This is a genomic window from Corallococcus exercitus, from assembly GCF_042231735.1.
GTDB lineage: Bacteria > Myxococcota > Myxococcia > Myxococcales > Myxococcaceae > Corallococcus > Corallococcus exercitus_B.
In genome coordinates this window covers 47508-70073 of the sequence record NZ_CP102577.1, presented here as the reverse complement: position 1 = coordinate 70073, position 22566 = coordinate 47508, and the positions used below count along the sequence as shown (strand labels likewise).

Below are 22566 nucleotides of genomic sequence, written 5' to 3'. Positions count from 1 at the left end.
AGCCTCCCTCCCCTCGCGCATCAGCTATACGATGCGGGTCCTGCCCCTCATGACACCTTCTCCCCGCATCCTCGTCGTGGCCGGCGAGGCCTCCGGTGACACCCACGCCGCGGAGCTCGTCGCCGCCCTCCAGGCCCTCCGGCCCGACCTCACCTTCTTCGGCATGGGAGGCGCCCGGCTGGCCGCCCGGGGGGTGGAGCTCATCCACGACGCCCGTGAAGTGTCCGTCATGGGCATCACGGAGGTGCTCCCCCGCATCCCGCGCATCCTGCGGATCATGAAGGACCTGGCCCAGGCCGCCGAGGAGCGACGCCCCGACTGCGCCATCCTGGTGGACATCCCGGACTTCAACCTGCGGCTGGCCAAGAAGCTCAAGGCCCTGGGCATCCCGGTGGCCTACTACGTGTCCCCGATGATCTGGGCCTGGCGCCGGGGCCGCGTGCGCACCATCCAGCGGCTGGTGGACCGGATGCTCTGCATCCTGCCCTTCGAGGAGGACTTCTACCGGGAGGCCGGGGTGCCCGCACGCTACGTGGGCAGCCCCGTGCTGGAGCAGATGCCCAAGTCCGCCAGCGCCCGCGAGTTCCGCCAGCGCCTGGGCCTGCCCGAGGACGCTCCCACGCTCGCGCTCCTGCCCGGCAGCCGGATGAGTGAGATCCGCCGCATCCTGCCCACGCTCGTGGGGGCCGCGAAGCAGCTGGCCTCCGAGCGGCCGGGGCTCCAGGTCGTGGTGCCGGTGGCGCCCACCATCGCGAAGGAGGAGATCACCTCCCGCTTCGAGGGCAGCGGCGTGACGCCGGTGCTGGTGGACGGAAGAGCCCCGGAGGTGGTGGGCGCGAGCGACGCCGCGGTGGTGGCCTCCGGTACGGCGGTGCTCGAGGCGGGGCTGATGGAGCGGCCCTTGGTCGTCGTCTACCGCGTGTCGCTGGTGACGTACCTCGTGGGCCGGTTGATGCTGAAGGTGGCCTTCGTGTCGCTCATCAACCTGCTGGCCGGCCGGCGCGTGGTGCCGGAGCTGCTCCAGGGGGACATGACGCCGGAGAACATCGCGGCCGAGGTGCGGCGCGTGTGGCTGCCGGGCGAGCCCCGCGACGCCATGGTCCAGGGCCTGGCCGAGGTGCGCGGGCGCCTGGGCGAGGTGGGGGCCGCCCACCGCGCCGCCGAGACGGTGCTGGAGCTGCTGCCCCCGCGCGCTGTCACCTGAGGCGGAGAACCGACCGGGTTGGCGCCGGTTCTGCTGTTCCGGCGCCGGGTTTGGGGTATGTCCGCCGGGTCATGAACCGTGCGCTGGTCTGCATCCCCACCTACAACGAGCGGGACAACATCGGCCCCATCACCCAGGCGGTGCTGGCGGCGGACCCCCGTGTGGACATCCTCGTCGTCGACGACAACTCGCCCGACGGGACGGGGCAGCTCGCGGACGAGCTGGCCGCGAAGGACCCGCGCGTGCGGGTGCTCCACCGCGAGAAGAAGGAGGGCCTGGGCCGCGCGTACCTGGCCGCCTTCCGCTGGGCGCTGGCCGAGGGCTACACGTACATCCTGGAGATGGACGCGGACTTCAGCCACGACCCGCGCTACCTGCCCACCTTCCTGGACGCCGCGGAGGGCGGCGCGGACCTGGTGCTGGGCTCGCGCTACGTGGCGGGCGGCGGCACGGTGAACTGGGGCGTGGGCCGGAAGATCATCAGCCGGGGCGGTTCGCTCTACGCGCGCAGCATCCTGGGCGTGGACGTGCGCGACCTCACCGGCGGCTTCAAGTGCTTCCACCGCCGCGTGCTGGAGAGCATCAACCTGGATGAGGTGCGCAGCACCGGGTACGCGTTCCAGATTGAGTTGACCTACCGCACCCTGCGCAAGGGCTTCACCGTGCGCGAGGTCCCCATCGTGTTCGAGGACCGGCGCGTGGGGCACTCGAAGATGAACAAGAAGATCTTCGTCGAGGCGCTGGGCATGGTGTGGAAGCTGCGCTTCACGGTCTAGCCGCCATGACGATGTCCGGTGCGGTGTCCACCTTCCTCGTGTCGCTGTCCGCCATCTTCTTCGTGGTGGACCCGATTGGCGTCGTGCCGCTGTTCCTGGCGATGACGGCGGGGGACACCAAGCAGCAAATCAGGAGCACCGCCCTGCGCGCCTGTCTGGTGGCGTGCGGGATGATGCTGTTCTTCGCCGTCTTCGGCCGCGTCATCTTCCAGGTGTTCGCGGTGTCGCTGGGCGCCTTCCGCGTGGCGGGCGGCATCCTGCTGCTGATTACGTCCCTGGACATGCTGCGCGCCCGGCCGTCGTCCACGCGCACCAGCCCTACGGAAGAGGAAGAGGGCGTGGTGAAGGACGACGTGGCCATCGTCCCGCTGGCGATCCCGCTGCTCGCGGGGCCGGGCGCCATCGCCACCGCCATGGTGCTGATGGCGCGCTCCGGGACGTCCTTCGTCTCCGCGCTGCCGGTGGTGGCCGCGGTGGTGCTCACCTTCACCGCGACCTACTTCATCCTCAACGCGTCCAGCCTGGTGCAGCGGGTGCTGCGTCAGTCCGGCGTCGCCATCCTGGAGCGCGTGTCCGGCCTCATCCTGGCCGCCATCGCGGTGCAGTTCATCGCGGACGGGGCGAAGGACCTGCTCAAATAGCGTCCGCGCCCGCCACCCACACGGTGCCGTCCTTGCGCACGGTGCCCTGGGGGCGGCCCTCCATGGAGAGGTGCTCCGGGCTGGAGCGCTGCGCGTCGTACGCGTAGCCGCCCTGGACCTCCTGCAGGTACACCACCACCGCGTCCACCACGTTCTCCTGCACGACCTTGAACGAGTCGTTCGCGCACTGGGGCTCGCCCGTGAAGAAGCGCTCCAGCGTGGCCTCCTCCGGACGGCGCACGTAGACGACCACGGGGGCCCTCTCCTCCTTGCCCTCCGCGACGAACTTCTGGATGGCCTGCGCGGGCGCGGGCTGGCGCATCAGCGCCTGGAGGAGCGTGCACTTCTCGTCCTCCACCTCCATGCGCTGCGCGTACGGCACGTTGCGCACGCAGCCCACCGTCCCCATGAAGCCCAGCCCCGCCACGGCGAGCGCCCAACGGATGCGAGGAAGTTCCACCATGTGACACCTCAAGGCTTGCGCCAGCGAGGGGTGAAGGGCGCGTTCGTCAAGGACGGGTCCTCCACCGCGATGATGTATTCGACGCGGCGGTTGCCCGCCTCCGCCGTCTCGTCCGGCGTGGGCACCGCCGGGGACTGCTCACCAAAGCCCTCGTAGAACACTGGGACCTTCAGACCGCGCTGGCGGAAGTAGGACGCGATGCTCTTCGCCCGCTTGAGTGACAGCTCGCGGTTGTCGTCCGTGCTGCCCACCGTGTCGGTGTGCCCCAGCACGTACAGGCGCAGCGACGCCCAGCGCCCATACTTATTCAGGGCGTCCGTGATGCTCTTGTAGCTGGCGTCCAGCTTGCCCTTCTCCGCCGGGGGAACGTCCGAGCGGCCGGAGGCGAAGCCCACCTCCTCGTGCGGAATGTCCACCTGCCACGGGTAGAGGTCCACGCCGGTGTAGAAGTCGGAGGTGTCGTAGGCGCGCAGGCGGATGTGCATGACCTTGCCCTCCGCCGGCAGCCACTTCACCTCCAGGGGCGTGCCCGCGGGCGCGCCCTTGAAGTCCACGTCGCCCGCGAAGGCCGTCTTGCCGGTGTCCATCGTCACCGTGACTTCCGTCTTCGCGGCCGGACGGGACAGCGTGAAGCGCAGCTTGCGCCCGGGCACGTCCACGTCCTCGGGGCGCACCTCCAGCTTCAGCGGGCCGTTGAGCTCCGTGTCGAAGGACAGCGGCATGGAGCCCGGCTCCGCGCCGTCCGGGAACCGCACGGTGAGCTCGCCCTCGTAGTGGAACCTGCCTTCCGGCTGCTCCAGGGCGACACGGCGGGTGATGCCCGGCTTGCCGCCCCCCTTGAGATCCACCGTCTTGCCGTCGCTGCGCTTGAGCTTCACCTCGAAGCCGGCGATGGGCTCCTCGATATGGATGAGCAGCGTGGGCACGCCCTCGCCCAGGGCCGCCTTGCCCTCCAGCGAGACCCGGATGGCCTCCGCGAAGGCGGGCAGCGGCAGGCCCAGGAGCACAACCAGAGGTAGGAGTCGAACGGACATGCGGCGTCGGCCTCGGCGTCGCGGGGGGAGGTGGGAAGGCAACTCCAGCCCGGGGGAACGGATTCCCGCGAAGCCTACCGCACGCCCACCAGGGTGATGCCCCGCGCGGTGGCCCCCGCGAGGAGGGCGGGTGCGTCCAACAGCACCGTACGCCCTACCTCGAGCGCCAGCACCCGGGCCCCCACCTCCGCCATGACCTCCAGCGTCCGAGGCCCCACGGCGGGCAGGTCGAAGCGCAGGTCCTGCTCCGGCTTGCAGCGCTTCACCACCACCGCGCCGGGGCCGCCCAGCTTCGCCCCCCGGCGGATGGTCTCGTCGGTGCCCTCCACGGCCTCCAGCGCGAGCACGTGGCCGTCGCGCACCACCACCGTCTGGCCCACGTCCGCCTGCCCCAGGAGCACCGCCACCTCCCGGCCCAGGGCCACGTCCTTTTCCTGCGCGGGCTTCAGCGCGGGGCCGGCCAGGTGCCCTTCGGGGCACAGCACCTCGCCCAGGAAGTCCGTGGGCGCGATGATGGTGATGCCCTTCTCCTCGAAGTCCGCGGCCACCGCGCGCAGGAGCGCGTCGTCCCGGAAGCTGCGCAGGCGCGAGATGATGCGCACCGCGCCCAGGTCCGGCCGGGCCTCCGTGAGCGCGCGCACGCGGCCGATGCCGCCCGCCATGGCCGCCCGGGTGACGCCCGCCTGGAGGAACACCTTCTGGATGCGGGCCACCTGCCCCACGCGCACCCAGGAGAAGTGAGTGACTTCCCGCTCCAGCGCCGGGTCCGTCTCTCCCCGGTGCGCGGCCACCACCACCTCCAGGCCGCGCGCACGGGCGGCCCGGACGAAGAGGAAGGGAAGCTGGCCATTGCCGGCGATGAGGCCGATGCGCTCCACGCGCTGAACTCCGTTTCTTCCGCGCGAAAAGGCCTAGCGCGTGACGCCGCGCTTGCTCGTCTCCACGAACCGCACCAGGTGCTCCACTTCCGGGTGGCTGGAGAGCTCCCCGCGAAGCTGCGCGAGCGCCTCCTGCAGGCCCAGCTTGGAGCGGAAGAGGATGCGGTAGGCCTCCTTCACGCGGGCAATCTGCTCCTCGGTGAAGCCGCCGCGCTCCAGGCCCACGACGTTGAGGCCCACCAGCGTGGCCCGGTCCCCCTGCACGGTGCAGTACGGGGGCACGTCCATGGTGACCATGGAGCCGCCGGAGATGAACGCGTACCGCCCCAGCCGGGTGAACTGGTGCACCGCGACGAGGCCCGAAATCTTCACCGAGTCCTCCACCGTCACGTGGCCCGCGAGCGCGGCCCCGTTGGCGAGGAGGACTTCATTGCCCACGATGCAGTCGTGCGCGATGTGGCTGTTGGCGAGCAGCAGGTTGCGGTGGCCCAGGCGCGTGGCGCCGCCGCCGGCCACCGTGCCCAGGTTCACCGTGACGAACTCACGGATTTGATTCTCGTCGCCGATGACGAGCTCCGTGTCCTCGCCCGCGTACTTCAAGTCCTGGGGCGCCGCGCCCACCGAACAGAACTGGAAGAGGTGGTTGCGCTCCCCCAACGTGGTGCGGCCCTCGATGACGACGTGCGGCCCGATGCGGGTGCCCGCGCCGATGACGACCTGGGGCCCGATGACCGAGAACGGCCCCACCTCCACGGTGTCGTGGAGCCGGGCTCCCGGATGGACCACCGCGGTGGGATGAACCTGCGCCATGTCCTTCTCTCCTCAGCAGCGCGTGTGACGCGCCTTACGGCGCCGCGCTCTCGTCGCCCTTGGCGGCCTTGTTCTTGTCCACCACGGTGGCGAGGAACTCCCCTTCCGCCACCTTGGCGCCATCCACCGACGCCACGCCCTTGGTCTTCCAGATGGCGCCCTTGTGGCGGATGACTTCGATGTCCAGCTGGAGCCGGTCCCCCGGCACCACCGGCTTGCGGAAGCGCGCGTTGTCCACGCCCATGAGGTACGTCACCAGGCGCGACGGGTCCATGGCTTCCGTCTTATACGCAAGGATGGCCGTGGCCTGGGCGAGCGCCTCCAGGATGAGCACGCCCGGCATCACCGGGTGCCCCGGGAAGTGGCCGTTGAAGAAGGGCTCGTTGATGGTGACGCTCTTGTAGGCCGTGAGCTTCTGGCCCGGCACGATTTCCACCACCCGGTCCACCAGGAGGAACGGGTAGCGGTGCGGCAGCAGCGCCTGGATCTCGCCAATGTCCATCATCCGCCCTTCTCCTTCTCCAACAGCTCCACCCTCTTGCGAAGGGCGCGCACTTCCTTGAGCAGGTCCGCCAGCTGCCCCGACGCGGCGCTGGCGCGCAGCCAGTCCTTGTGGGGGATGGCGGGGCTGCCACTGACGACCTGTCCGTCCGGAACGTCATGGGCGACGCCGGACTGCGCGCCCACCTTGGCCAGGTCACCCACGCGGATGTGGCCCACCACGCCCACCTGCCCCGCCAGCACCACGCCGGTGCCCACCTCCGCCGAACCCGACACGCCCGCCTGCGCGCAGATGAGCGACAGCGGGCCCACGCGCACGTTGTGGGCGATCTGCACGAGGTTGTCGAGCTTCGTCCCCTGGCCCACGACGGTTTCACCCACCGTCGCGCGGTCGATGCAGGTGCAGGCGCCCACCTCCACGTCGTCCTCGATGCGGACGATGCCCACCTGGGGAATCTTGAAGTGCCGGGGACCGTCGTCCCCTTCCGCGTCGAACGCGAAGCCGAACCCGTCCGCGCCCACCACCGAGGAGGCGTGGAGGATGACGCGCGAGCCCACCACGCACCCCTCGCGCACCGTGGCGTGCGGGTAGAGCACGCAGTCGTCGCCGACGCGCGCGTCCTCGCCCACATAGGCCCCGGGGTGCAGCACCGTGCGGGCGCCGACGTGGGCGCCCTTCTCCACCACCGCCCCGGCCTTCACCGTGGCCTCCGGGTGCACCGTGGCCTCCGGGTGGACGTGGGCCGCCGGGTGGATGCCCGCGGGGGGCCGCGTGGCCGGGTGGAACAGGGCGAGGAGCTTCGCGTAGGCCAGGTGCGGGTTGGGAACGCGCACCAGGGCCACGCCGTCGCGAGCGGCGGCATCCATCCCCACCAGCACCGCCGAGGCGCGGGTGGCCTCGAACTGCTTGCGGTAGCGGGGGTTGCCGTAGAACGACACCTCCCCGGGGACTGCCTCCTCCAGGCCGTTCAGGCCATGGACGAGGAGCCCGGGGTCGCCGAGGAGCTCACCCCGGACGTGGGCGGCGATGTCCCCCAGCCGGTGCGCGTTGGATGCGGAGGGCACGGGGGTGTCCGACGCCTACTTCTTGACCGGGGCGTCCTTGGCCACCGGCGCGGCGGACTTCTTGCCGTTGTTGTAGCTGCGGACCACCTCGTTGGAGATGTCGTACTGGGACAGCGCGAAGACGATGCCGGAGTCGCGCTTGTCCAGCACCAGGCCCAGGCCGTCCCGGTCCGCGATGGACGCGATGACCTGGTCGATGCGGTTGATGATGGGCTCCATCTCCTGGCGCTCCTTGTTGGCGGCCTCGGCGCGGCTGCGCTCGTACTTCTGCGCCAGCTCCATCACCTTCTTCTGGAGCTCGGTGGCCTTCTGGGTGCGCGTGGCCTCGCTCATGGCGCTGGCCTGCTTGTCCAGGGTCTCCTTCTCCTTGCGCAGCGCGTCCTGCTCCTTGTCGATCTCCTTCTGGCGGTCCTCCAGCCACTTCTGGAGACGGGCCTTGGCGGCCTTGCCGTCGTCCACCTCCAGCAGCACGCGCTGCAGGTCGACGTAGGCCACCTTGAGTTCGGCGGCCGAAGCGGCAACCGGGAGGGCGAGCGACAGGACAGCGGCGGCGGCCGCCAGGGTGCTTCGAAGCGACATGGGTTACGGCTCCTCGAAAAGGGTGCTGCAGGCTCCGACGTCCACCCGCCCGGCCTGTTCACTGCCGCCCGGGGAGGGCGGAGGTGAAAGGGCCGGGAGGGCCTTGGGGTCAATGCCTATCAGAAGAAGTTACCGATCGTGAACTCGAACAGGATGGGGTCGTCCGAAGGCCGCTTGGTCAGCGGGATGCCCCACTCGAAGCGCAGGGGCCCGATGGGCGAGAACCAGCGGAAGCCGAAGCCCGCGGAGTGGAAGAGGCCCAGGGGCAGCTTGTTCTGTCGGTCCTCGAAGAACTTCTCGTTGGAGCCGAAGGCATTGCCCGCGTCGTAGAAGAGCACGCCGCGCAGGCCGGCCTTCTCGAAGATGGGGAACTCCAGTTCGAAGTTGAAGATGAGCTGCTTGTTGCCGCCCACCCGGAACTCGGTGACGTTGGCGTCCGGGTTGTCCGCGCGCGGCACGAGCAGCGTGGGGCTGATGCTGCGCAGGTAGTAGCCGCGGATCGTGTTGATGCCGCCCACGTAGTAGAGCTCGCTGATGGGCAGCGGCTTGCTGGAGTCCAGCTGCTGCACGTAGCCCAGCGTGGCGTTCGTCTTGAAGACGAAGCCCAGCGGCATGGGGAAGTACAGGCGCGAGTAGGCGGTGTACCGGTTGAAGAGGAACGTGCCGCCCAGGAACGAGGGCGCCGTCTCCACCGAGCCGTAGTGGATGAAGCCGCGCGACGGGAAGAGGCGGTTGTCGCGCCGGTCGAAGGACACCGACAGGCGCAGCGCGCTGGTGACGCCGGACTGGAACTGGTTGGCGAGCAGCACCGCGCCGATGCCCTGCCCGGCCTGCACGTCCACGTACTCACGCGAGTAGCCGATGGTGGCCAGCACGTCGTCCACCAGCTGGCGGCCCAGGGAGACGGTGCCGCCCGTGGAGTTGCGGATGAAGCCCTCGTAGTCCGCCTGGACGCGGAAGAACTCCGCGGACAAGAGGTAGTTCGTGTCCAGGAAGTACGGGTCGTAGAACGACAGCTGGACGAGCGAGCGCAGGCCCGAAATCTGGGCGGACGCGGACACGCTCTGGCCCCAGCCGAGGAAGTTGTTCTGCGACACCTGGGCCGTGAAGATGAAGTTCTCCACGTTGGAGAAGCCCAGGCCCACCTGGAAGGTGCCGGTGGCCTTCTCCTTCACCTCCACCTGCAACACGATGGCGTTGTCGGAGCTGCCCGGGTGCTGGGTGATTTCGACGGTCTCGAAGAAGCCCAGCGCGGTGACGCGCTCGCGGCTGCGCTTGACGCCGGTGCCGTTGTAGAGTTCGCCCTCGTAGACGCGCAGCTCGCGGCGGATGACCTTGTCGCGCGTCTTCGTGTTGCCGACGACGTCGATGCGCTCGATGTTGACGAGCGGGCCCTTCTGGATGTCGAAGGTGAGGTCCACCGTCCGGTCTTCCGCGTTGACGGAGGTGACGGGGTTGATGTTGGCGTACGCGTACCCCTTGTCGAAGTACACGTCGGAGATGGCGGAGATGTCCGTGGAGAGCTGGCCGCGGTTGAAGCGCTCCTTGGGGCGCGAGCGCATCAGCTTCAGCAGCTCCTCCGGCGGGCGCTCCAGGTCGCCCGCGAAGTCGATCTTCCCGATGTCGTACGCCTCACCCTCGGTGATGTGCAGGGTGATGTAGATGTCGCGCTTGTCCGCGGACAGCTGCACGGTGGGCTTGTCCACGCGCACGTTGATGAAGCCGCGGTCGTAGTAGGCGATCTGGATGACGGCGAGGTCGCGCTGGAAGGCCTCCTCGCGGTAGGTGCCCTCGCCGGTGAAGAAGGACAGGAAGCCGCCCTCCTTCGTGATCATGGTCGCCTTGAGCTCCTCCGGGGACACCTTCTCCGCGCCCTGGAGGGTGATCTGCTTCACCATCACCTTCGAGTGCTCGTTGATGACGTAGACGACGTTGACCGCGGCGCCGTTCTCCACCGGCTCCAGCCGGTACGTCACCTCCGCCAGGAAGTAGCCCTTCTCGACGTACTTCTCCTGGATCTTCTTCTGCGTGGCGCGCACGGCCTCGATGTCGAGGATGGTGCCGGCCCGAAGCTCCAGCTGTTCCTTCAGGTCATCCGCGCTGAGCTCCTCGTTGCCCTGGAGCTTCACGGTCCGGATGGTGGGGCGCTCCACCACGCGCACCACGTAGGCGATGCCGTTGGCCATGCGCTGGGCGAGCAGCTGCACGTCCGAGAAGTAGCCCAGGGCCCAGACGGCGCGGAGGTCCTCCGCGGAGCGCGTCAGCGGGTCACCGACCTTCGTGCGCAGGGCGCGGCGGACGGCTTCGGACTCCACGCGGCGGTTGCCCTCGATGCGGACCTCCACGACGCGGTCCGCGGAGGACACGTTGGTGTCCTCGTCGTCCGGAGAGGTGGCCAGCGGCGCGTCGCCGCCCGCGGGGGTGCCCGCGTCCGGAGGCAGCACGGGCGTGGCGGCGGGGGTGGACGGGGGGACGACGGCGGGCGAACCCGCGTCCACGTCCACCTGGGCGTGGGCGGGAAGCGGCCCGAGCGCCCACAGGGCGACCGCCAGCAGCGGGAGCAATGACTTGCGCAGAACGGTGAGCCTCAAGTGCAGTCCGGCCAGGAAAAGGCGGGGCAATGTACGGGATGGGGGGAGGCCCCCTCAATCCAAAAGCGAGCGGCCATCAGGCCTCCGAAACCTGCCCGCCCGCCAGTCTCAGGCGGCGGGGCATGGAGCGAGCGAGCGTCTCGTTGTGCGTCACGACGACCGCGGTGATGCCCAGGTCCCGGTTGACGTCCCGGAGCAGCTGGTGGATGCCCTCGCCCGTCGTGGGGTCCAGGTTGCCGGTGGGCTCGTCCGCGAGCAGCACCGCGGGCTTGAGCACCAGCGCGCGCGCCAGGGCCACGCGCTGGGCCTCGCCGCCGGACAGCTCGCCGGGGCGGTGGTCCACGCGGCTGCCCAGGCCCACGCGCTCCAGGAGCTCCCGGGCGTAGGCGTAGGAGGGGCCGCGGTCCCGGCGCTGGATGAGCGCGGGCATGGCCACGTTCTCCAGCGCGGTGAACTCCGGCAGCAGGTAGTGGCTCTGGAAGACGAAGCCGATGGTGCGGTTGCGGAACTCGGCGATCTCCGCGTCGTTCATGGAGAAGACGGACCGGCCGTCGAAGAGGACTTCACCCGCGGCAGGAGCATCCAGCGTGCCCAGCACGTGCAGGAAGGTGCTCTTGCCCGCGCCGGACGCGCCAATCATGGAGACGAGCTCGCCGGCGTGGATGTCCAGCGACACGCCGCGCAGCACGTCAATGCGCTTGCCGTGCAGGAAGTAGCTCTTGAAGACGTTGCGGATGGACAACAGCGCCATGGCTACTCCGCCTTCAGACCTTCCACCGGTTCCACGCTGCTCGCCTTGAGGGCCGGGTAGATGGAAGCCAGGTAGGTGACGAGCACCGCGATGATCACCGCCAGCGCCGTCTGCACCGGTTCGATGCGCACCGGCAGCGCGGGGATGTAATAGACCTCGGGGTCCAGCTTGATGCCGACCTTCTCGATGAAGAGGCACCACGCGAGGCCGGAGAACAGGCCCAGCACGCCGCCGGCCACGCCAATCTGGAGCCCTTCCGCGAGGAATATCTTCACGATGCCGCCGTCCGGGACGCCCAGCGCCTTGAGGACGGAGATCTCCTTGCGCTTCTCCAGCACCAGCATGATGACCGTGGCGACGATGAGGCCCGCGGCGACGATGATGATGATGGACAGGATGATGCCCATGACCAGCTTCTCCAGGCGCAGCGCGGAGAAGAGGTTCTTGTTCATCTCCCCCCAGTCGCGCGCGCGGTAGGGATAGCCGCCCAGCACGCGCACCACCTGGTTGGAGATGCGGCGCGCGTCGTCGATGTCCGCCACCTTCAGCTCGATGCCGGTGGCGCCCTTCACGGCGAAGAAGTCCTGCGCTTCCTTGAGCAGGATGTAGACGAACTTGGAGTCGTACTCGTACATGCCCGAGTAGAAGACGCCCGCCACCCGGAACGCGCGGCTCTTGGGGATGGGACCCGAGGGGCCCAGCTCCGTGCCGAGCGGCGACACGACGTTCACCCGGTCCCCCACCACCACGCGCAGGGAGGCGGCCAGCTCGCGGCCGATGATGATGCCCGGCAGCACCGTGGGCTTCGCCGCCTTGGAGGGCTTGCCGATGATGGGGTCCTCCTCCGCGTCCTGCCTGCCTTCCGCGTCCTCCACCGCGCTGCTGGGGAGGATCTTCCCGGGCTGCTCCAGGTGGCCCAGGTCTCCGCCGGGCAGGATGTTCTCCGGCAGGTCCGTCACCGAGCCGACCGAGTTCGGGTCGATGCCCTTGATGATGACGCCGTCGACGTTGCCCTCGGAGGCGATCATCACCTGGTTGATGATGAAGGGCGTCTGGCCCACCACGCCGGGCACGCGCTTCACCTGCTGCATCACCTTGTCGTAGTCCGGCAGGTCCCCGGCGTAGCGGGACACCACGGCGTGCGCGTTGGTGCCCAGAATCTTCTGCTGGAGGTCGGCCTCGAAGCCGCTCATCACGCTGAGCACGATGATGAGCGCCATCACGCCCACGCCCACGCCGCCCACCGACAGGGCGGTCATCATCATGGTGGGGGACTGTTCGTGCAGCTTCATCCGGTGCTGCGCGGACGCGGCGGCGAGCGGATCCGCCAGGCCCAGGGCCCGCACGCGCGTGCGCTCCACGGCGGCCTCCGCCCCGCGGATGATGAAGTAGACGATGAGCGGCGGGATGATGCCGAACATCAGCACCGCGAGCGCGCCCAGGAGCAGCGACGGGCGGAACACCGCCACGTGCCGGCGCGCGACGAAGAGCTCGAAGCCCAGCCGCAGGTCCACCCGGCCGCTGCCCGCCGCGATGAAGCCCGTGTTGATGCCCAGGATGAGCGCCAGCACCAGCGCGGCGAAGACGAGCCAGTACGCCAGCTCCGGCCGGCCGATGAGCCCCGCGACGTACGTCACCTCCCGCAGCCGGTAGCCCAGCGCGAGCTGCAGGGACGGCACGCGCTCCATCAGCGACAGGAGGATGGGCACCGGCAGGCCCAGGTAGAACACGCCGATGGTGGCTTCCGGGAACGACAGCCGCTGCGCCCGTGACGCGCCCACGAAGCCGGACGCGAACGCCACGCCCATGCTCACGATGAACGCGATGGCGAAGGCGATGGTGGGAGGCAGCGACAGGCCCCCGCCCGATTCGCGCGCCGCGCCGCCCAGGTCCGACGGCACGCCGCTGGAGAGGACGGTCTGCAGGAGCAGCAGCACCAGCTCCGCCAGGAGGATGCCACCGCCGTAGGCGCCGAGCGTGCTCCAGTAGAAGTCCCGGTACCGCGCGAGGCGCGGGTACAGGGGCGCGCCCGCGGCGGGGCTGGGCCCCTCACCGGAGGCCGGCGCGCGGCGGATGCCGGCGGCGATGAGGCCCCAGCCCGCCAGCCAGACGAGCGTCCCGGCGACGAGCATCTTGGGGCCGGCCACGGACGCGGCCTTCTGGGCGCCCAGGGTGAGCGCCCCGGCGTCGAAGGCCTGCACGAGCCCACCCCACCCCACGAAGGAGAGGCCCAGGGCGCCGGCCACCTCGGCCCACGCCTCGGACTCGGAGATGGCCACCCCCAGGAGGATGGCTCCCACGAGGGATACGAGGGCGCCGGCCCACAGGAGGGGCCAGCGATAGTCGGTCTGCCGTTCGGCGGGGTGCACGAGGCCTCGTGGCTACTTCGCCAGCGGCTTGAGGAGGGGGAAGAGAATCACGTCGCGGATGCTGGCGGCGTCCGTGAACAACATGGCGACGCGATCAATCCCGATGCCCTCACCGGCCGTGGGCGGCATGCCGTGTTCCAGGGCGCGGATGTAGTCCTCGTCGTAGTCCATCGTCTCCTGCTGGCCCCGCTGCTTCGCGTCCAGCTGGGCCTGGAAGCGGCCCTTCTGGTCCAGGGGGTCGTTCAATTCGGAGAAGGCGTTGGCGATTTCGCGCCCCGCGACGAAGAGCTCGAACCGGTCCGTGATTTCCGGGTTCTGGTCGTTGCGGCGGGCGAGCGGGGAGACGGCGGTGGGATACTGGGTGATGAAGGTGGGATGGATGAGCGTGTGCTCGACGTGGGCCTCGAAGAGGGCGCCCACCAGCTCGCCGTGGTTCATGGCGTCCACGGCGCGGCGCTCCACCTCCGAGTGCACCGTCTTGAGCAGTTCGTGGCGCAGGCGGTCCGCGTCCACCATGTCCTTGTCGGACAGGCCGGGGACGGCCTCGCGGATGGCCTCCGGCATGGGGATGCGCTTCCAGCCCTTGCCGAAGTCGATGGTGTGCTCGCCGTACTTCACCTTGGAGTCGCCGGTGACGTGGCGGGAGGCCTCCGAGAGCATCTCCTCCGTGAGGTTCATCAGGTCCTCGTACGTGGCGTACGCCTGATAGAACTCCAGCATCGTGAACTCCGGGTTGTGCCGGGTGCTCACGCCCTCGTTGCGGAAGTTGCGGTTGATTTCGTAGACGCGCTCCATGCCGCCCACCACGAGCCGCTTCAGGTAGAGCTCGGGCGCGATGCGCATGAAGAGGTCGATGTCGTAGGTGTTGTGGTGCGTGACGAACGGCCGCGCCGCCGCGCCCGACACCAGCGGGTGCATCATCGGCGTCTCCACCTCGACGAAGTCCCGCCCGTCGAGGAAGTTCCGGATGAAGCTCACCAGCTTGCTGCGCTTCAAGAAGACCTGCTTCACGTCCGGGTTGGAGACGAGGTCCAGGTAGCGCTGGCGGTAGCGGATCTCCACGTCCGTGAGGCCGTGCCACTTCTCCGGCATGGGGCGCAGGGACTTGGTGAGGGGCACGAACTTCGTGGCGGACAGGGACAATTCGCCCGTCTTGCTGCGGAAGATGGGGCCCTCCACCGCGACGAAGTCACCCAGGTCGCACTGCTTGAAGACCTCATAGAGGTCCCCGAGCGCGTCCTTCTTCACGTGCGCCTGGATCTCCCCGGTGCGGTCGCGCAGCTTGATGAAGGCGGCCTTGCCGAACGAGCGCATGGCCACGATGCGGCCGGCGACGTCGTAGACGGGGGCGTCCTTCTCCAGGTCTTCCATGGAGTGGTTGGCGTGCGTGGCCAGGATGTCCGCGGCCCGGTGCTTGGGGGCGTAGCCGTTGCCGTAGGGGTTGAAGCCGGCCTCGCGCCACTTCGCGGCCTTGTCCAACCGCTGCTGGTAGATCTCCTGCTCCTTGGAGCCGAGATCCGCCGCTTCGCCGCTCTTCTCACCTGGGGGGGTCTTGTTATCGGTCTCGGCCATGACGCGCTCTCGTGAAAGGCGCGGCACGCTAGCCAAGCGGCCCCCGGGACGCAACGCATCAGGGAGGCCGTTCTGCTTCAGGAAGACATCAAGAGAAATGCGCCCACCGCCGCGGCCAGGAGCAGCGGGACGAGGACCTCCACCGGGAAGCGGTGCTGGGCATGGGCCAGGTGCAGGCCGCGCAGGCCGAAGCGGCGCTGGCGGCGGATGCGGCCCGCCACGAGCGTCGCGAGCGCGGGCGGAGCCTTCTCCCGCTCCACCGAGCGCACGCGCTCCACGGTGCGGGCGTAGCGGTCCCACCCCTGGCGGCACTCCTCGCAGCCGTCCAGGTGACCGCGCACCGCCTGTTCCTGGGCGGCGGGCAGCTCTTCGTCGGCGAGCGCCAGGAAGAGCGCCCTCGCCTCACGGTGATCCAAACGCGGTTCCACGTCCGTTGACCTCCACCCGCCGCCGCTCATGGTTCGAAGCGCCCCAGCAGGTCCGCCAGCTTCTCGCGTGCCCGGTGGAGCCGGCTCTTCACGGTTCCCTCGGGCAGCTCGGTGATGTCGACAATCTCGTCGTAGCTCAGGCCCTCGATGTCGCGCAGCGCCACCAGCATGCGCGCATCCGGGTCCAGTTGGGAAATGGCCCGCTGCACCCGGGCCCGCTCGCGCGCCGCGTCCAGGGCGGCGTCCGGCTGCGGGGGGGCGCCTCCGCCCTCCGCGATGGCGGCGGCGCTCACCTCGTCGTAGACCTCCGAGCGGCCCCGCCCCCGGCGCTGGAGGTATTTCAGCCGGTTGAGGCAGTGGTTCTTGGAGATGCGGAACAGCCACGTGGACAGGCGCGCGTCCTCGCGGAAGCGCCGGACGTTCTGGTGCACGCTGACGAAGATCTCCTGCACCAGGTCGTGGGCCTCCTCGCGGTCACCCACCATGCGGAAGCAGAAGTCGTAGAGGCGGTCCTGGTGCTCGCGCACTAGGGACTCGAAGGCCTCCGGGTCCCCGCGCCGCAGCCGGACGAGCAGCGCCTGTTCCTCGCGGCGGGCGGCCTCTCGGCGCGGGTCAGCGGCGGCCTCGGTGGCCAGGGCCTGCTGTCCGACGTCGAGCACTCCGCCCGGTGACACCCGCGCCTCCCGCCCCGATGGGCCTACCGCATCCTACCGCACCACCCTGCCCCGCCCCCTGACACCGGCCCCGCGAAAAAGGTTCCCGGGCACGAAAAACCCCTCCCGGACCTGAGGCCCGAGAGGGGTGGGAGGTGTCCGGACAGGACCGGAGCCTTAGTCCGCGGAGGCGTTGCGGTTGGGGTTCTTCACGCCCAGCAGCTGTGCGGTGACGAACTCATCCAGGTCACCGTCCAGCACCTTGTCCACGTTGCCCGTCTCCACGCCGGTGCGCAGGTCCTTGACCATGCGGTACGGCGCCAGCACGTAGCTGCGGATCTGCGAGCCGAAGGAGATGTCCTTCTTCGCCGCCTCCGCCGCGTCGCGCTCGGCCTCGCGCTTCTTCATCTCCAGCTCATACAGGCGGCCGCGCAGGATCTTGAAGGCCATGTCCTTGTTGGCCGACTGCGAGCGCTCCGTCTGGCAGGTGATGATGATGCCCGTGGGCAGGTGGCGCAGCTGCGCCGTGGACGACGTCTTGTTGACCTTCTGTCCACCCGCGCCGCCGCCGCGGATGAACTTCAGCTCGATGTCCTTCTCCGGCAGGTCGATCTGGATGCTGTCGTCGACCTCCGGGTACACGTCCACGGACGCGAACGCCGTCTGGCGGCGCGCGTTGGCGTCGAAGGGGCTGATGCGCACGAGCCGGTGCACGCCCACCTCCGCCTTGAGGTAGCCGTAGGCGTTCTCGCCCTCGATGCGCAGGGAGACGTTCTTGAAGCCCGCCTCTTCGCCCGGGACCTCGTCGCTGAGCTCGACCTTCCAGCCCTTGGTCTCACCGTAGCGCGAGTACATGCGCAGGAGCATGGCGGCCCAGTCCATGGAGTCCGTGCCGCCCGCGCCCGCGTTGATGTCCATGAAGCAGTTGCTGCGGTCCTGCGGGCCGGAGAGCATCCGCGCCAGCTCCAGCTTCGCGACCTCCGCCTCCAGCGACGCGAGCGAGCCTTCGGCCTCCTGGGCGCTCGCCTCGTCGTTCATCTCCGCCGCCAGCTCCAGGAGCGTCTGCGCGTCGTCCAGCCCGCGCATCGTCTTGTCGAAGGCGCCCACGCTGGCCTCCAGCGTGGACTTCTCCTTCAGCAGGCCCTGGGCCTTGGTGTTGTCGTCCCAGAAGTTGGGCTGCGTGGAGTCACGCTCGATCAGCGCAATGCGGGACCGCTTGCGGTCGAGGTCAAAGATGCCCCCGGAGCGCGTTGAGGCGCTCCTTCAGGGCCTGGATCTTCTCCATCGAATCGTTCGCCATGGTGTTCGTCGTCTCCTTCGTATCGAAACAGTTGGGAATGCCGGGGTGTTTCAGGACGCCTTGAGCGACGACACCGGTGCATCCTGACGAGGCGGCGTGCGCGCCGTTCCTGGCACGAGCGCCCGCAGCCGGTCCAGCCAGAAGGCACCGGCCATGCCCAGGGAGATGGGCAGGATGAGCGCGATGGCGCGCCAGTTGTCCTGGTCGAACCAGGGCAGCACCTTGAGCACCAGCCCCAGCGCGCCCGTGGCCGCGAGCAGGCCCCACACCCACTTGAGCCGCGCCCGCGCCTTCGCGCTGTTCCAGGTGAGGCGCAGGCCGTACGGCACGGCCAGCAGCGTCAGCGGGTTGGCGAGGAAGAGGTTCTCGTTGTGGTGCGTCACCACGTGGTTCGTGCCCACCCACATGACGACGAGCGCCAGCCCCGGGATGCCCAGCACCAGCCCCACCACCACGTTCTCCAGGCCCAGGAGGATGCGCGCCGCGCGGCTGCCCCTGCGCTCCCATGCGGCCAGGCCCAGCGCGCTGGCGCCCAGGAGCACGCCCAGCGCGAGGATGTACGGGCCGAACGCCGGCGGCTGCGCGGGGGGCCGGGGGCGCGTGGGCGACGCGTAGTAGTCCCACTGCTTCTCCACCAGCGGCACGGGCTTGCCGTCCGGGCCCGGCACCTTCAGCTCCGCCACCTGCTGCTCCAGCTCGTCCGGGAGGAAGGCCTCCTCGCGGCGGGTGATGGGCTTGTCGATGGAGTCGTTCATCATGAAGTCGAGCAGGAAGCTCATGGGCGGGCTCACCGCCGTGTAGCGGCGGGTGTGCTCGCGCAGCGTCATGCGCGCCGGGGCCTTCTCCGCCTCCGACAGCTGGCCGCCGACGGCCACGTCGATCATGTCGCGCAGCCGCGTCACGCAGTTGTCGCTGTAGTGCTCGTAGAGGTAGTCGCGGTTCTCCGGCAGCACGTTGTCCGCCAGCTTCTTCGCCACCGTCACGCGCTGTTCCGGCGTGAGGTTGAGCTCCTGCACGCGCACGTCGCGCCCCAGCGACTTGTAGAAGCGGAAGGTGCCGTTGACGCTCGACTCGCCCACCCAGAACTCCAGGCGGCCCTTGGCGAAGTGGACCACCGTCTGGTCGTCGAACGAGTACATCCCGTAGTTGTAGAGCCGCTGCAGGTTCCGGGCGCGGTCCTCCACCACCAGCGAGCCGTGGCCCCACCACGAGAAGACGTCGTCGCCGGGGCTGAAGGTCACCAGCCAGATGGACAGGTCCTCGCCCCGGCTCTCGCCCGTGCCCCACGGCGGCACCGACGCGGCGCGCGCGGAGGACGCGGTCAGCAGGAGACCCAACAGGCTTGCGACGACGAGAGACGACAGGCGGGGCATCGTTCCATCCAACACGAGACACGGGGGGCCGCAAGCCCCCCGGCGGGGATTCAGATGAGCTTCGCCCGGCGGGCGCGCGAGTCAATGGTCAGCGAGTCCGCCACCATGCCCCGCTCGCCCAGCAGCTGCTCCTCCAGGGCGGCCATGCGCTTCGCGTCGCGCGGCTTCTCATGGTCGTGCCCCAGGAGGTGCAAGAGGCCGTGCGCCAGGTAGCGGCCCATCTCCGACTCCAGCGTGCGGCCGTACTCCCTGGCCTGCCGCTTCGCCGTGTCCAGGGAGATGACCACGTCGCCCAGCGGGCGCGGGCCCGGCGTGCCCTTGGGCTGGTCCCCCGCGGGGAAGGACAGCACGTCCGTGGCCTTGTCCTTCTGGCGCCAGGTGCGGTTGAGCCGGCGGATGGCCCGGTCCCCCACGAGCGACAGCGACAGCTCGCAGCCGGTGAGCCCCAGGCGCTTCAGGTAGTCGCGGCCCCAGGTGGTGAGCAGGCGCTCGTAGTCCTCGCCCTGCCCGTGCGCCACCTGCACCGTCACCTGGTTGTCCGAGGCCTTCACCTTCGGCTCCGGCTTCTCGATGTGGGCCAGCTCCACGCGGAACGCGGGCGCGCAGATGGACCAGTAGTCACACGCGCCCTGGCTGTCGTTGCGGTACACGACGCGCTTGCCGCGCGGGACGAGGCCCACCTCGCCCGCGCCAATGCGTTCGCGCTTGCCGTCCACCACGAGGGTGAGCTCACCCGTGAGGACGAGCACCACCTCGTCGAACTCCGGCGTCTGCGCGGGTTCGCTCCAGCCCGGCGGGGCCCGCATGCGCGCCACCGACGCGGACTCCGTCTGCGTGCTCGCGACGCCGACGAACTCCTCGATGCGCTTGCCGTCGTCCCGCGGAATCACCTTGCCCTTGCGCAGCTTCACGCCCTCCACCTTGCGGCTCATGACATGCCCGCCGTTCGCACCTTCGTGTCCTTCGCGTCGGCCTTCGCGGGCGCGGGCGCCATCATCAGCGGCGCGCCCCCGGCCTTGCCCCCGCCCATCGCGCCCGCCGGGTAGACGGGACGCGTGTGGTAGATGCCCTCGAGCGTGTGCAGGAAGGACTGGGCGATGAGGTTCAGGTCCTTGAGCGTCAGGTCGCACTCGTCCAGCTGGCCCTCGGAGAAGATGATGTTGATGATCTTCTGCACCTGCGCCTGGAGCTTCGCGCTGGTGGGGTCCGGCATGGAGCGCGTGGAGGCCTCCACCGCGTCGGCGATCATCACCAGCGCCGCCTCGCGGAACTGCGGCTTGGGGCCCGGGTAGCGGTAGATGCTCTCGTCGATGGGGGGCGCGCCTTCCTTGCCCTCCTGCTCCTTCAGGGCCTTGTGGAAGAAGAAGCCCACCGTGCGCGTGCCGTGGTGCTGGGGGATGGCGTCCGCCACCAGCTTGGGCAGGCGGTACTGCCGCGCCATCTCCAGGCCTTCGGTCACGTGGCGCTTGATGATGACCGCGCTCATCGCGGGCGCCAGCCCGTCGTGCCGGTTCTCCCCCTTCTGGTTCTCCCCGAAGTAGAGCGGGTTCCGGCCCTTCCCGATGTCGTGGTAGTACGCGCACGAGCGCGCCAGCAGGGGGTTGGCGCCAATCGTCTCCGCCGCGTTCTCCACCAGCGTGCCGATGATGATGGAGTGGTGGTACGTGCCGGGAGCCTGGACGATGAGCTCCTTGAGCGCCGGGTGGTTCAGGTTCGCCAGCTCCAGGAGCTTGATGTCCGACGCGTAGCCGAACGTGGCCTCGATGAGCGGCGTCAGCGCCATCACCATCACCGGGACGGCGAGCGCGGTGCCGAAGAACGCGCACAGCGCGGTGATGAGCGTGTCCCCGGCCAGGCCCTTGCCCTCCACGAGGAACAGGAAGAGCACCGCGATGAGGTTGGCGACGCCGGTGACGAGGCCCGCGCGGAAGATGCCCACGCGGTCCTTCGCCTTGACGATGCGGTCCGCCGCCACCAGCGAGCCCACCAGCGTGTAGATGCCGAACGCCAGCGAGTTGCCCAGCATCACGCCCACCAGGCACGCGAACACCATGGCGAAGAACAGCGCCAGCTCCTGCGCGAGGATGAAGCGCACCAGCATGGCGCCCGCCGCCACCGGGAAGGCGTAATAGAACGCCTCAATGGGCAGCGCCGTGTAGCGGTCCTGCACCGCGTCCGCGATGGACACCCAGACCTGGAGCAGGCCCAAGAGGCCCACCAGCAGCAGGCCCAGGAGCACGCCGTCCTTGCGCGTGGGGCGGAAGCGGCGGAAGGCCGCGCGGCAGAAGCCGTAGAAGGCCACCACCAGCAGGGCCACCAGGCCCGTGCCGCCCACCTGGAGCTGGAGCAGGTCCAACCGGTCCGTCTGCGCGCGCATCCCGCGCAGCATGACGAGGTGCGTCTCGTTGACGAGCTCGCCGTCGCCGATGACGCGCTGGCCCTTCTTGATGGCGATGACGGCGTCCTTCACCGCGTCGCCCGCGAGCCGGCGGCGCAGGTCCGTCTCCGCGATGTTGATGGTCAGGCTGGGGCGCACGAGCCGCTTGGCGATTCTCAGCACCGCGCGGCGCTGCACCGCCGGGGCATCCGGCAGCACGTTGCCGGGCACGGAGGCGAAGCGGTCCATCTCCTGGTGCGCCTCCCGCATGTCCACCACCTGCGACGCGCCCGCGGGGAGCGTGTCCTCGTTCTTGTGCTGCACGTCGCGCACGGTGAGGCCCTGGGGGGCCTCCCGCACCAGCTCCTCGCGGGAGCCGGCCACGTACACCTGGCTGCCATCCGCGCGGTAGGCGCGGTCGAGCAGCAACAGGGTGGCGGTCTCCGCCTCCTCCGAGAAGTCGTTGGCGACGAGCGCCTGGAAGTCCTCGTTCTCCAGCCCCGCGTCCCGCTGGCCGAAGAGCTGCTCCTGGAACTGGGCCTGCATCTCCTCGCGGTCGTGGCGCTGGCGCTCCAGGGCCTCCGGCGTGGGCGGCGCGGGCTTGCGGCGCTTGGACGCGCCCTCCTCCGGCGGGGTCTCCTCGGCGCGGGCCTCCTTCTCCTCCGCCAGGTGGTCGCGGGCGGAGGCGAACCCGGCGCGCACGGACGCGCGCAGGTTGCCCACCACCGCCGGGTTGAGGTCGTACACCGGGCGCACGGCGCTCCGGGCCTCGCGGCGGCGCTGCTCCGTCATCGCCTGGTGGACGATGTCGTAGTCGCGCGCGGCCTTGAAGCCGGCGGGCGAGTTGGCCCGGAACGGCTTGCCCAGGTTCTCCTCGGTGAGCGACGGAATCTGCTGGCTGTAGAGGCCCGGGGAGATGACGAAGCCCGCGCCCACGGAGACGACGAGCAGGAGCAGGGCCTGCACGACGCGCCGGCCCCAATCCCCACTGCGCCCGAGCCCCAGGCGGACCGCGAGCGCGTCCAGCGGACTGGGCCCGGGGGTTGGTGATTCAGGATCGGCCATGGGGGAACTCCTCACCCTGCGAAGACGTCAAGGCTCCCTACAAGGAAGCAGCGACGGGGAAAATTCGTGAGGGTGGGACAGCCGCCGCCCGGACGCCAGTTCGCTCTGCGAAAAATGCGGGTAAGCCAACAGGCAG

General features: G+C 69.7%; 20 protein-coding genes. 3 read left to right on the top strand and 17 right to left on the bottom strand.

Annotated elements, in window-relative coordinates; all coding sequences use genetic code 11:
* The first annotated feature begins 49 nt into the window (after window positions 1–49).
* From lpxB to NR792_RS00340, 3 genes are all read left to right on the top strand, one after another.
* Window positions 50–1204, top strand: coding sequence for a lipid-A-disaccharide synthase (gene lpxB / locus NR792_RS00350; protein ID WP_375758085.1), 1155 nt, complete (start codon window positions 50–52; stop codon window positions 1202–1204).
* Between the two features lie 71 nt (window positions 1205–1275).
* Window positions 1276–1980, top strand: a complete 705-nt coding sequence (locus tag NR792_RS00345) for a polyprenol monophosphomannose synthase (protein ID WP_375758084.1) — start codon at window positions 1276–1278, stop codon at window positions 1978–1980.
* A 5-nt stretch (window positions 1981–1985) separates the two neighbouring features.
* Window positions 1986–2621: a MarC family protein gene (locus NR792_RS00340; RefSeq protein WP_375758083.1), complete on the top strand. Its 636-nt coding sequence runs from the start codon at window positions 1986–1988 to the stop codon at window positions 2619–2621.
* Here the strand turns inward: NR792_RS00340 and NR792_RS00335 are convergent.
* From NR792_RS00335 to NR792_RS00255, 17 genes are all read right to left on the bottom strand, one after another.
* Window positions 2614–3084, bottom strand: a complete 471-nt coding sequence (locus NR792_RS00335; RefSeq protein ID WP_375758082.1) for a hypothetical protein — start codon at window positions 3082–3084, stop codon at window positions 2614–2616. The two genes, NR792_RS00340 and NR792_RS00335, sit on opposite strands and share 8 nt — an antisense overlap.
* A gap of 8 nt (window positions 3085–3092) precedes the next feature.
* Window positions 3093–4118: an OmpA family protein gene (locus NR792_RS00330; protein ID WP_375758081.1), complete on the bottom strand. Its 1026-nt coding sequence runs from the start codon at window positions 4116–4118 to the stop codon at window positions 3093–3095.
* Between the two features lie 74 nt (window positions 4119–4192).
* A complete protein-coding gene (locus NR792_RS00325) occupies window positions 4193–4996 on the bottom strand; it encodes an LpxI family protein (RefSeq protein WP_375758080.1) in 804 nt (267 codons plus the stop codon).
* A gap of 33 nt (window positions 4997–5029) precedes the next feature.
* Window positions 5030–5806: an acyl-ACP--UDP-N-acetylglucosamine O-acyltransferase gene (gene lpxA / locus NR792_RS00320; protein WP_375758079.1), complete on the bottom strand. Its 777-nt coding sequence runs from the start codon at window positions 5804–5806 to the stop codon at window positions 5030–5032.
* Window positions 5807–5840: 34 nt separating this feature from the next.
* A complete protein-coding gene (gene fabZ / locus NR792_RS00315; RefSeq protein ID WP_207050245.1) occupies window positions 5841–6311 on the bottom strand; it encodes a 3-hydroxyacyl-ACP dehydratase FabZ in 471 nt (156 codons plus the stop codon).
* Window positions 6308–7372, bottom strand: coding sequence for a UDP-3-O-(3-hydroxymyristoyl)glucosamine N-acyltransferase (gene lpxD / locus NR792_RS00310; protein ID WP_375758078.1), 1065 nt, complete (start codon window positions 7370–7372; stop codon window positions 6308–6310). Before lpxD ends, fabZ begins: the two co-directional genes overlap by 4 nt.
* Before the next feature lie 15 nt (window positions 7373–7387).
* Window positions 7388–7951 carry an OmpH family outer membrane protein gene (locus NR792_RS00305; protein WP_375758077.1) on the bottom strand — a complete coding sequence of 188 codons (564 nt, stop codon included), beginning with the start codon at window positions 7949–7951 and terminating at the stop codon, window positions 7388–7390.
* Between the two features lie 119 nt (window positions 7952–8070).
* Window positions 8071–10542: an outer membrane protein assembly factor BamA gene (bamA, locus tag NR792_RS00300; protein WP_375758076.1), complete on the bottom strand. Its 2472-nt coding sequence runs from the start codon at window positions 10540–10542 to the stop codon at window positions 8071–8073.
* Between the two features lie 76 nt (window positions 10543–10618).
* Window positions 10619–11293, bottom strand: a complete 675-nt coding sequence (locus NR792_RS00295) for an ABC transporter ATP-binding protein (RefSeq protein ID WP_375758075.1) — start codon at window positions 11291–11293, stop codon at window positions 10619–10621.
* A 2-nt stretch (window positions 11294–11295) separates the two neighbouring features.
* Window positions 11296–13662, bottom strand: coding sequence for an FtsX-like permease family protein (locus tag NR792_RS00290; RefSeq protein WP_375758074.1), 2367 nt, complete (start codon window positions 13660–13662; stop codon window positions 11296–11298).
* Between the two features lie 12 nt (window positions 13663–13674).
* Entirely contained in the window at window positions 13675–15234 is a 1560-nt protein-coding gene (gene lysS / locus NR792_RS00285; protein WP_375758073.1) for a lysine--tRNA ligase, read from the bottom strand.
* Window positions 15235–15311: 77 nt separating this feature from the next.
* Entirely contained in the window at window positions 15312–15692 is a 381-nt protein-coding gene (locus tag NR792_RS00280) for an anti-sigma factor family protein (protein ID WP_375758072.1), read from the bottom strand.
* Window positions 15689–16336 carry an RNA polymerase sigma factor gene (locus NR792_RS00275; RefSeq protein ID WP_375758071.1) on the bottom strand — a complete coding sequence of 216 codons (648 nt, stop codon included), beginning with the start codon at window positions 16334–16336 and terminating at the stop codon, window positions 15689–15691. Before NR792_RS00275 ends, NR792_RS00280 begins: the two co-directional genes overlap by 4 nt.
* 156 nt (window positions 16337–16492) lie before the next feature.
* Window positions 16493–17615, bottom strand: a protein-coding gene (gene prfB, locus NR792_RS00270) for a peptide chain release factor 2 (protein ID WP_235686114.1) whose coding sequence is annotated in 2 segments (ribosomal slippage) — window positions 16493–17545 and window positions 17547–17615 — 1122 coding nt in all. Because the reading frame shifts where the segments join, the coding sequence is not laid out codon by codon here.
* Between the two features lie 50 nt (window positions 17616–17665).
* The gene (locus tag NR792_RS00265; RefSeq protein WP_375758070.1) at window positions 17666–18988 is read right to left on the bottom strand and encodes a DUF4105 domain-containing protein; all 1323 of its coding nucleotides are present in this window, start codon (window positions 18986–18988) and stop codon (window positions 17666–17668) included.
* A 50-nt stretch (window positions 18989–19038) separates the two neighbouring features.
* Window positions 19039–19920: an rRNA maturation RNase YbeY gene (gene ybeY, locus NR792_RS00260; protein ID WP_375758069.1), complete on the bottom strand. Its 882-nt coding sequence runs from the start codon at window positions 19918–19920 to the stop codon at window positions 19039–19041.
* Window positions 19917–22430 carry an HD family phosphohydrolase gene (locus NR792_RS00255; RefSeq protein WP_375758068.1) on the bottom strand — a complete coding sequence of 838 codons (2514 nt, stop codon included), beginning with the start codon at window positions 22428–22430 and terminating at the stop codon, window positions 19917–19919. Before NR792_RS00255 ends, ybeY begins: the two co-directional genes overlap by 4 nt.
* Window positions 22431–22566 lie beyond the last annotated feature (136 nt).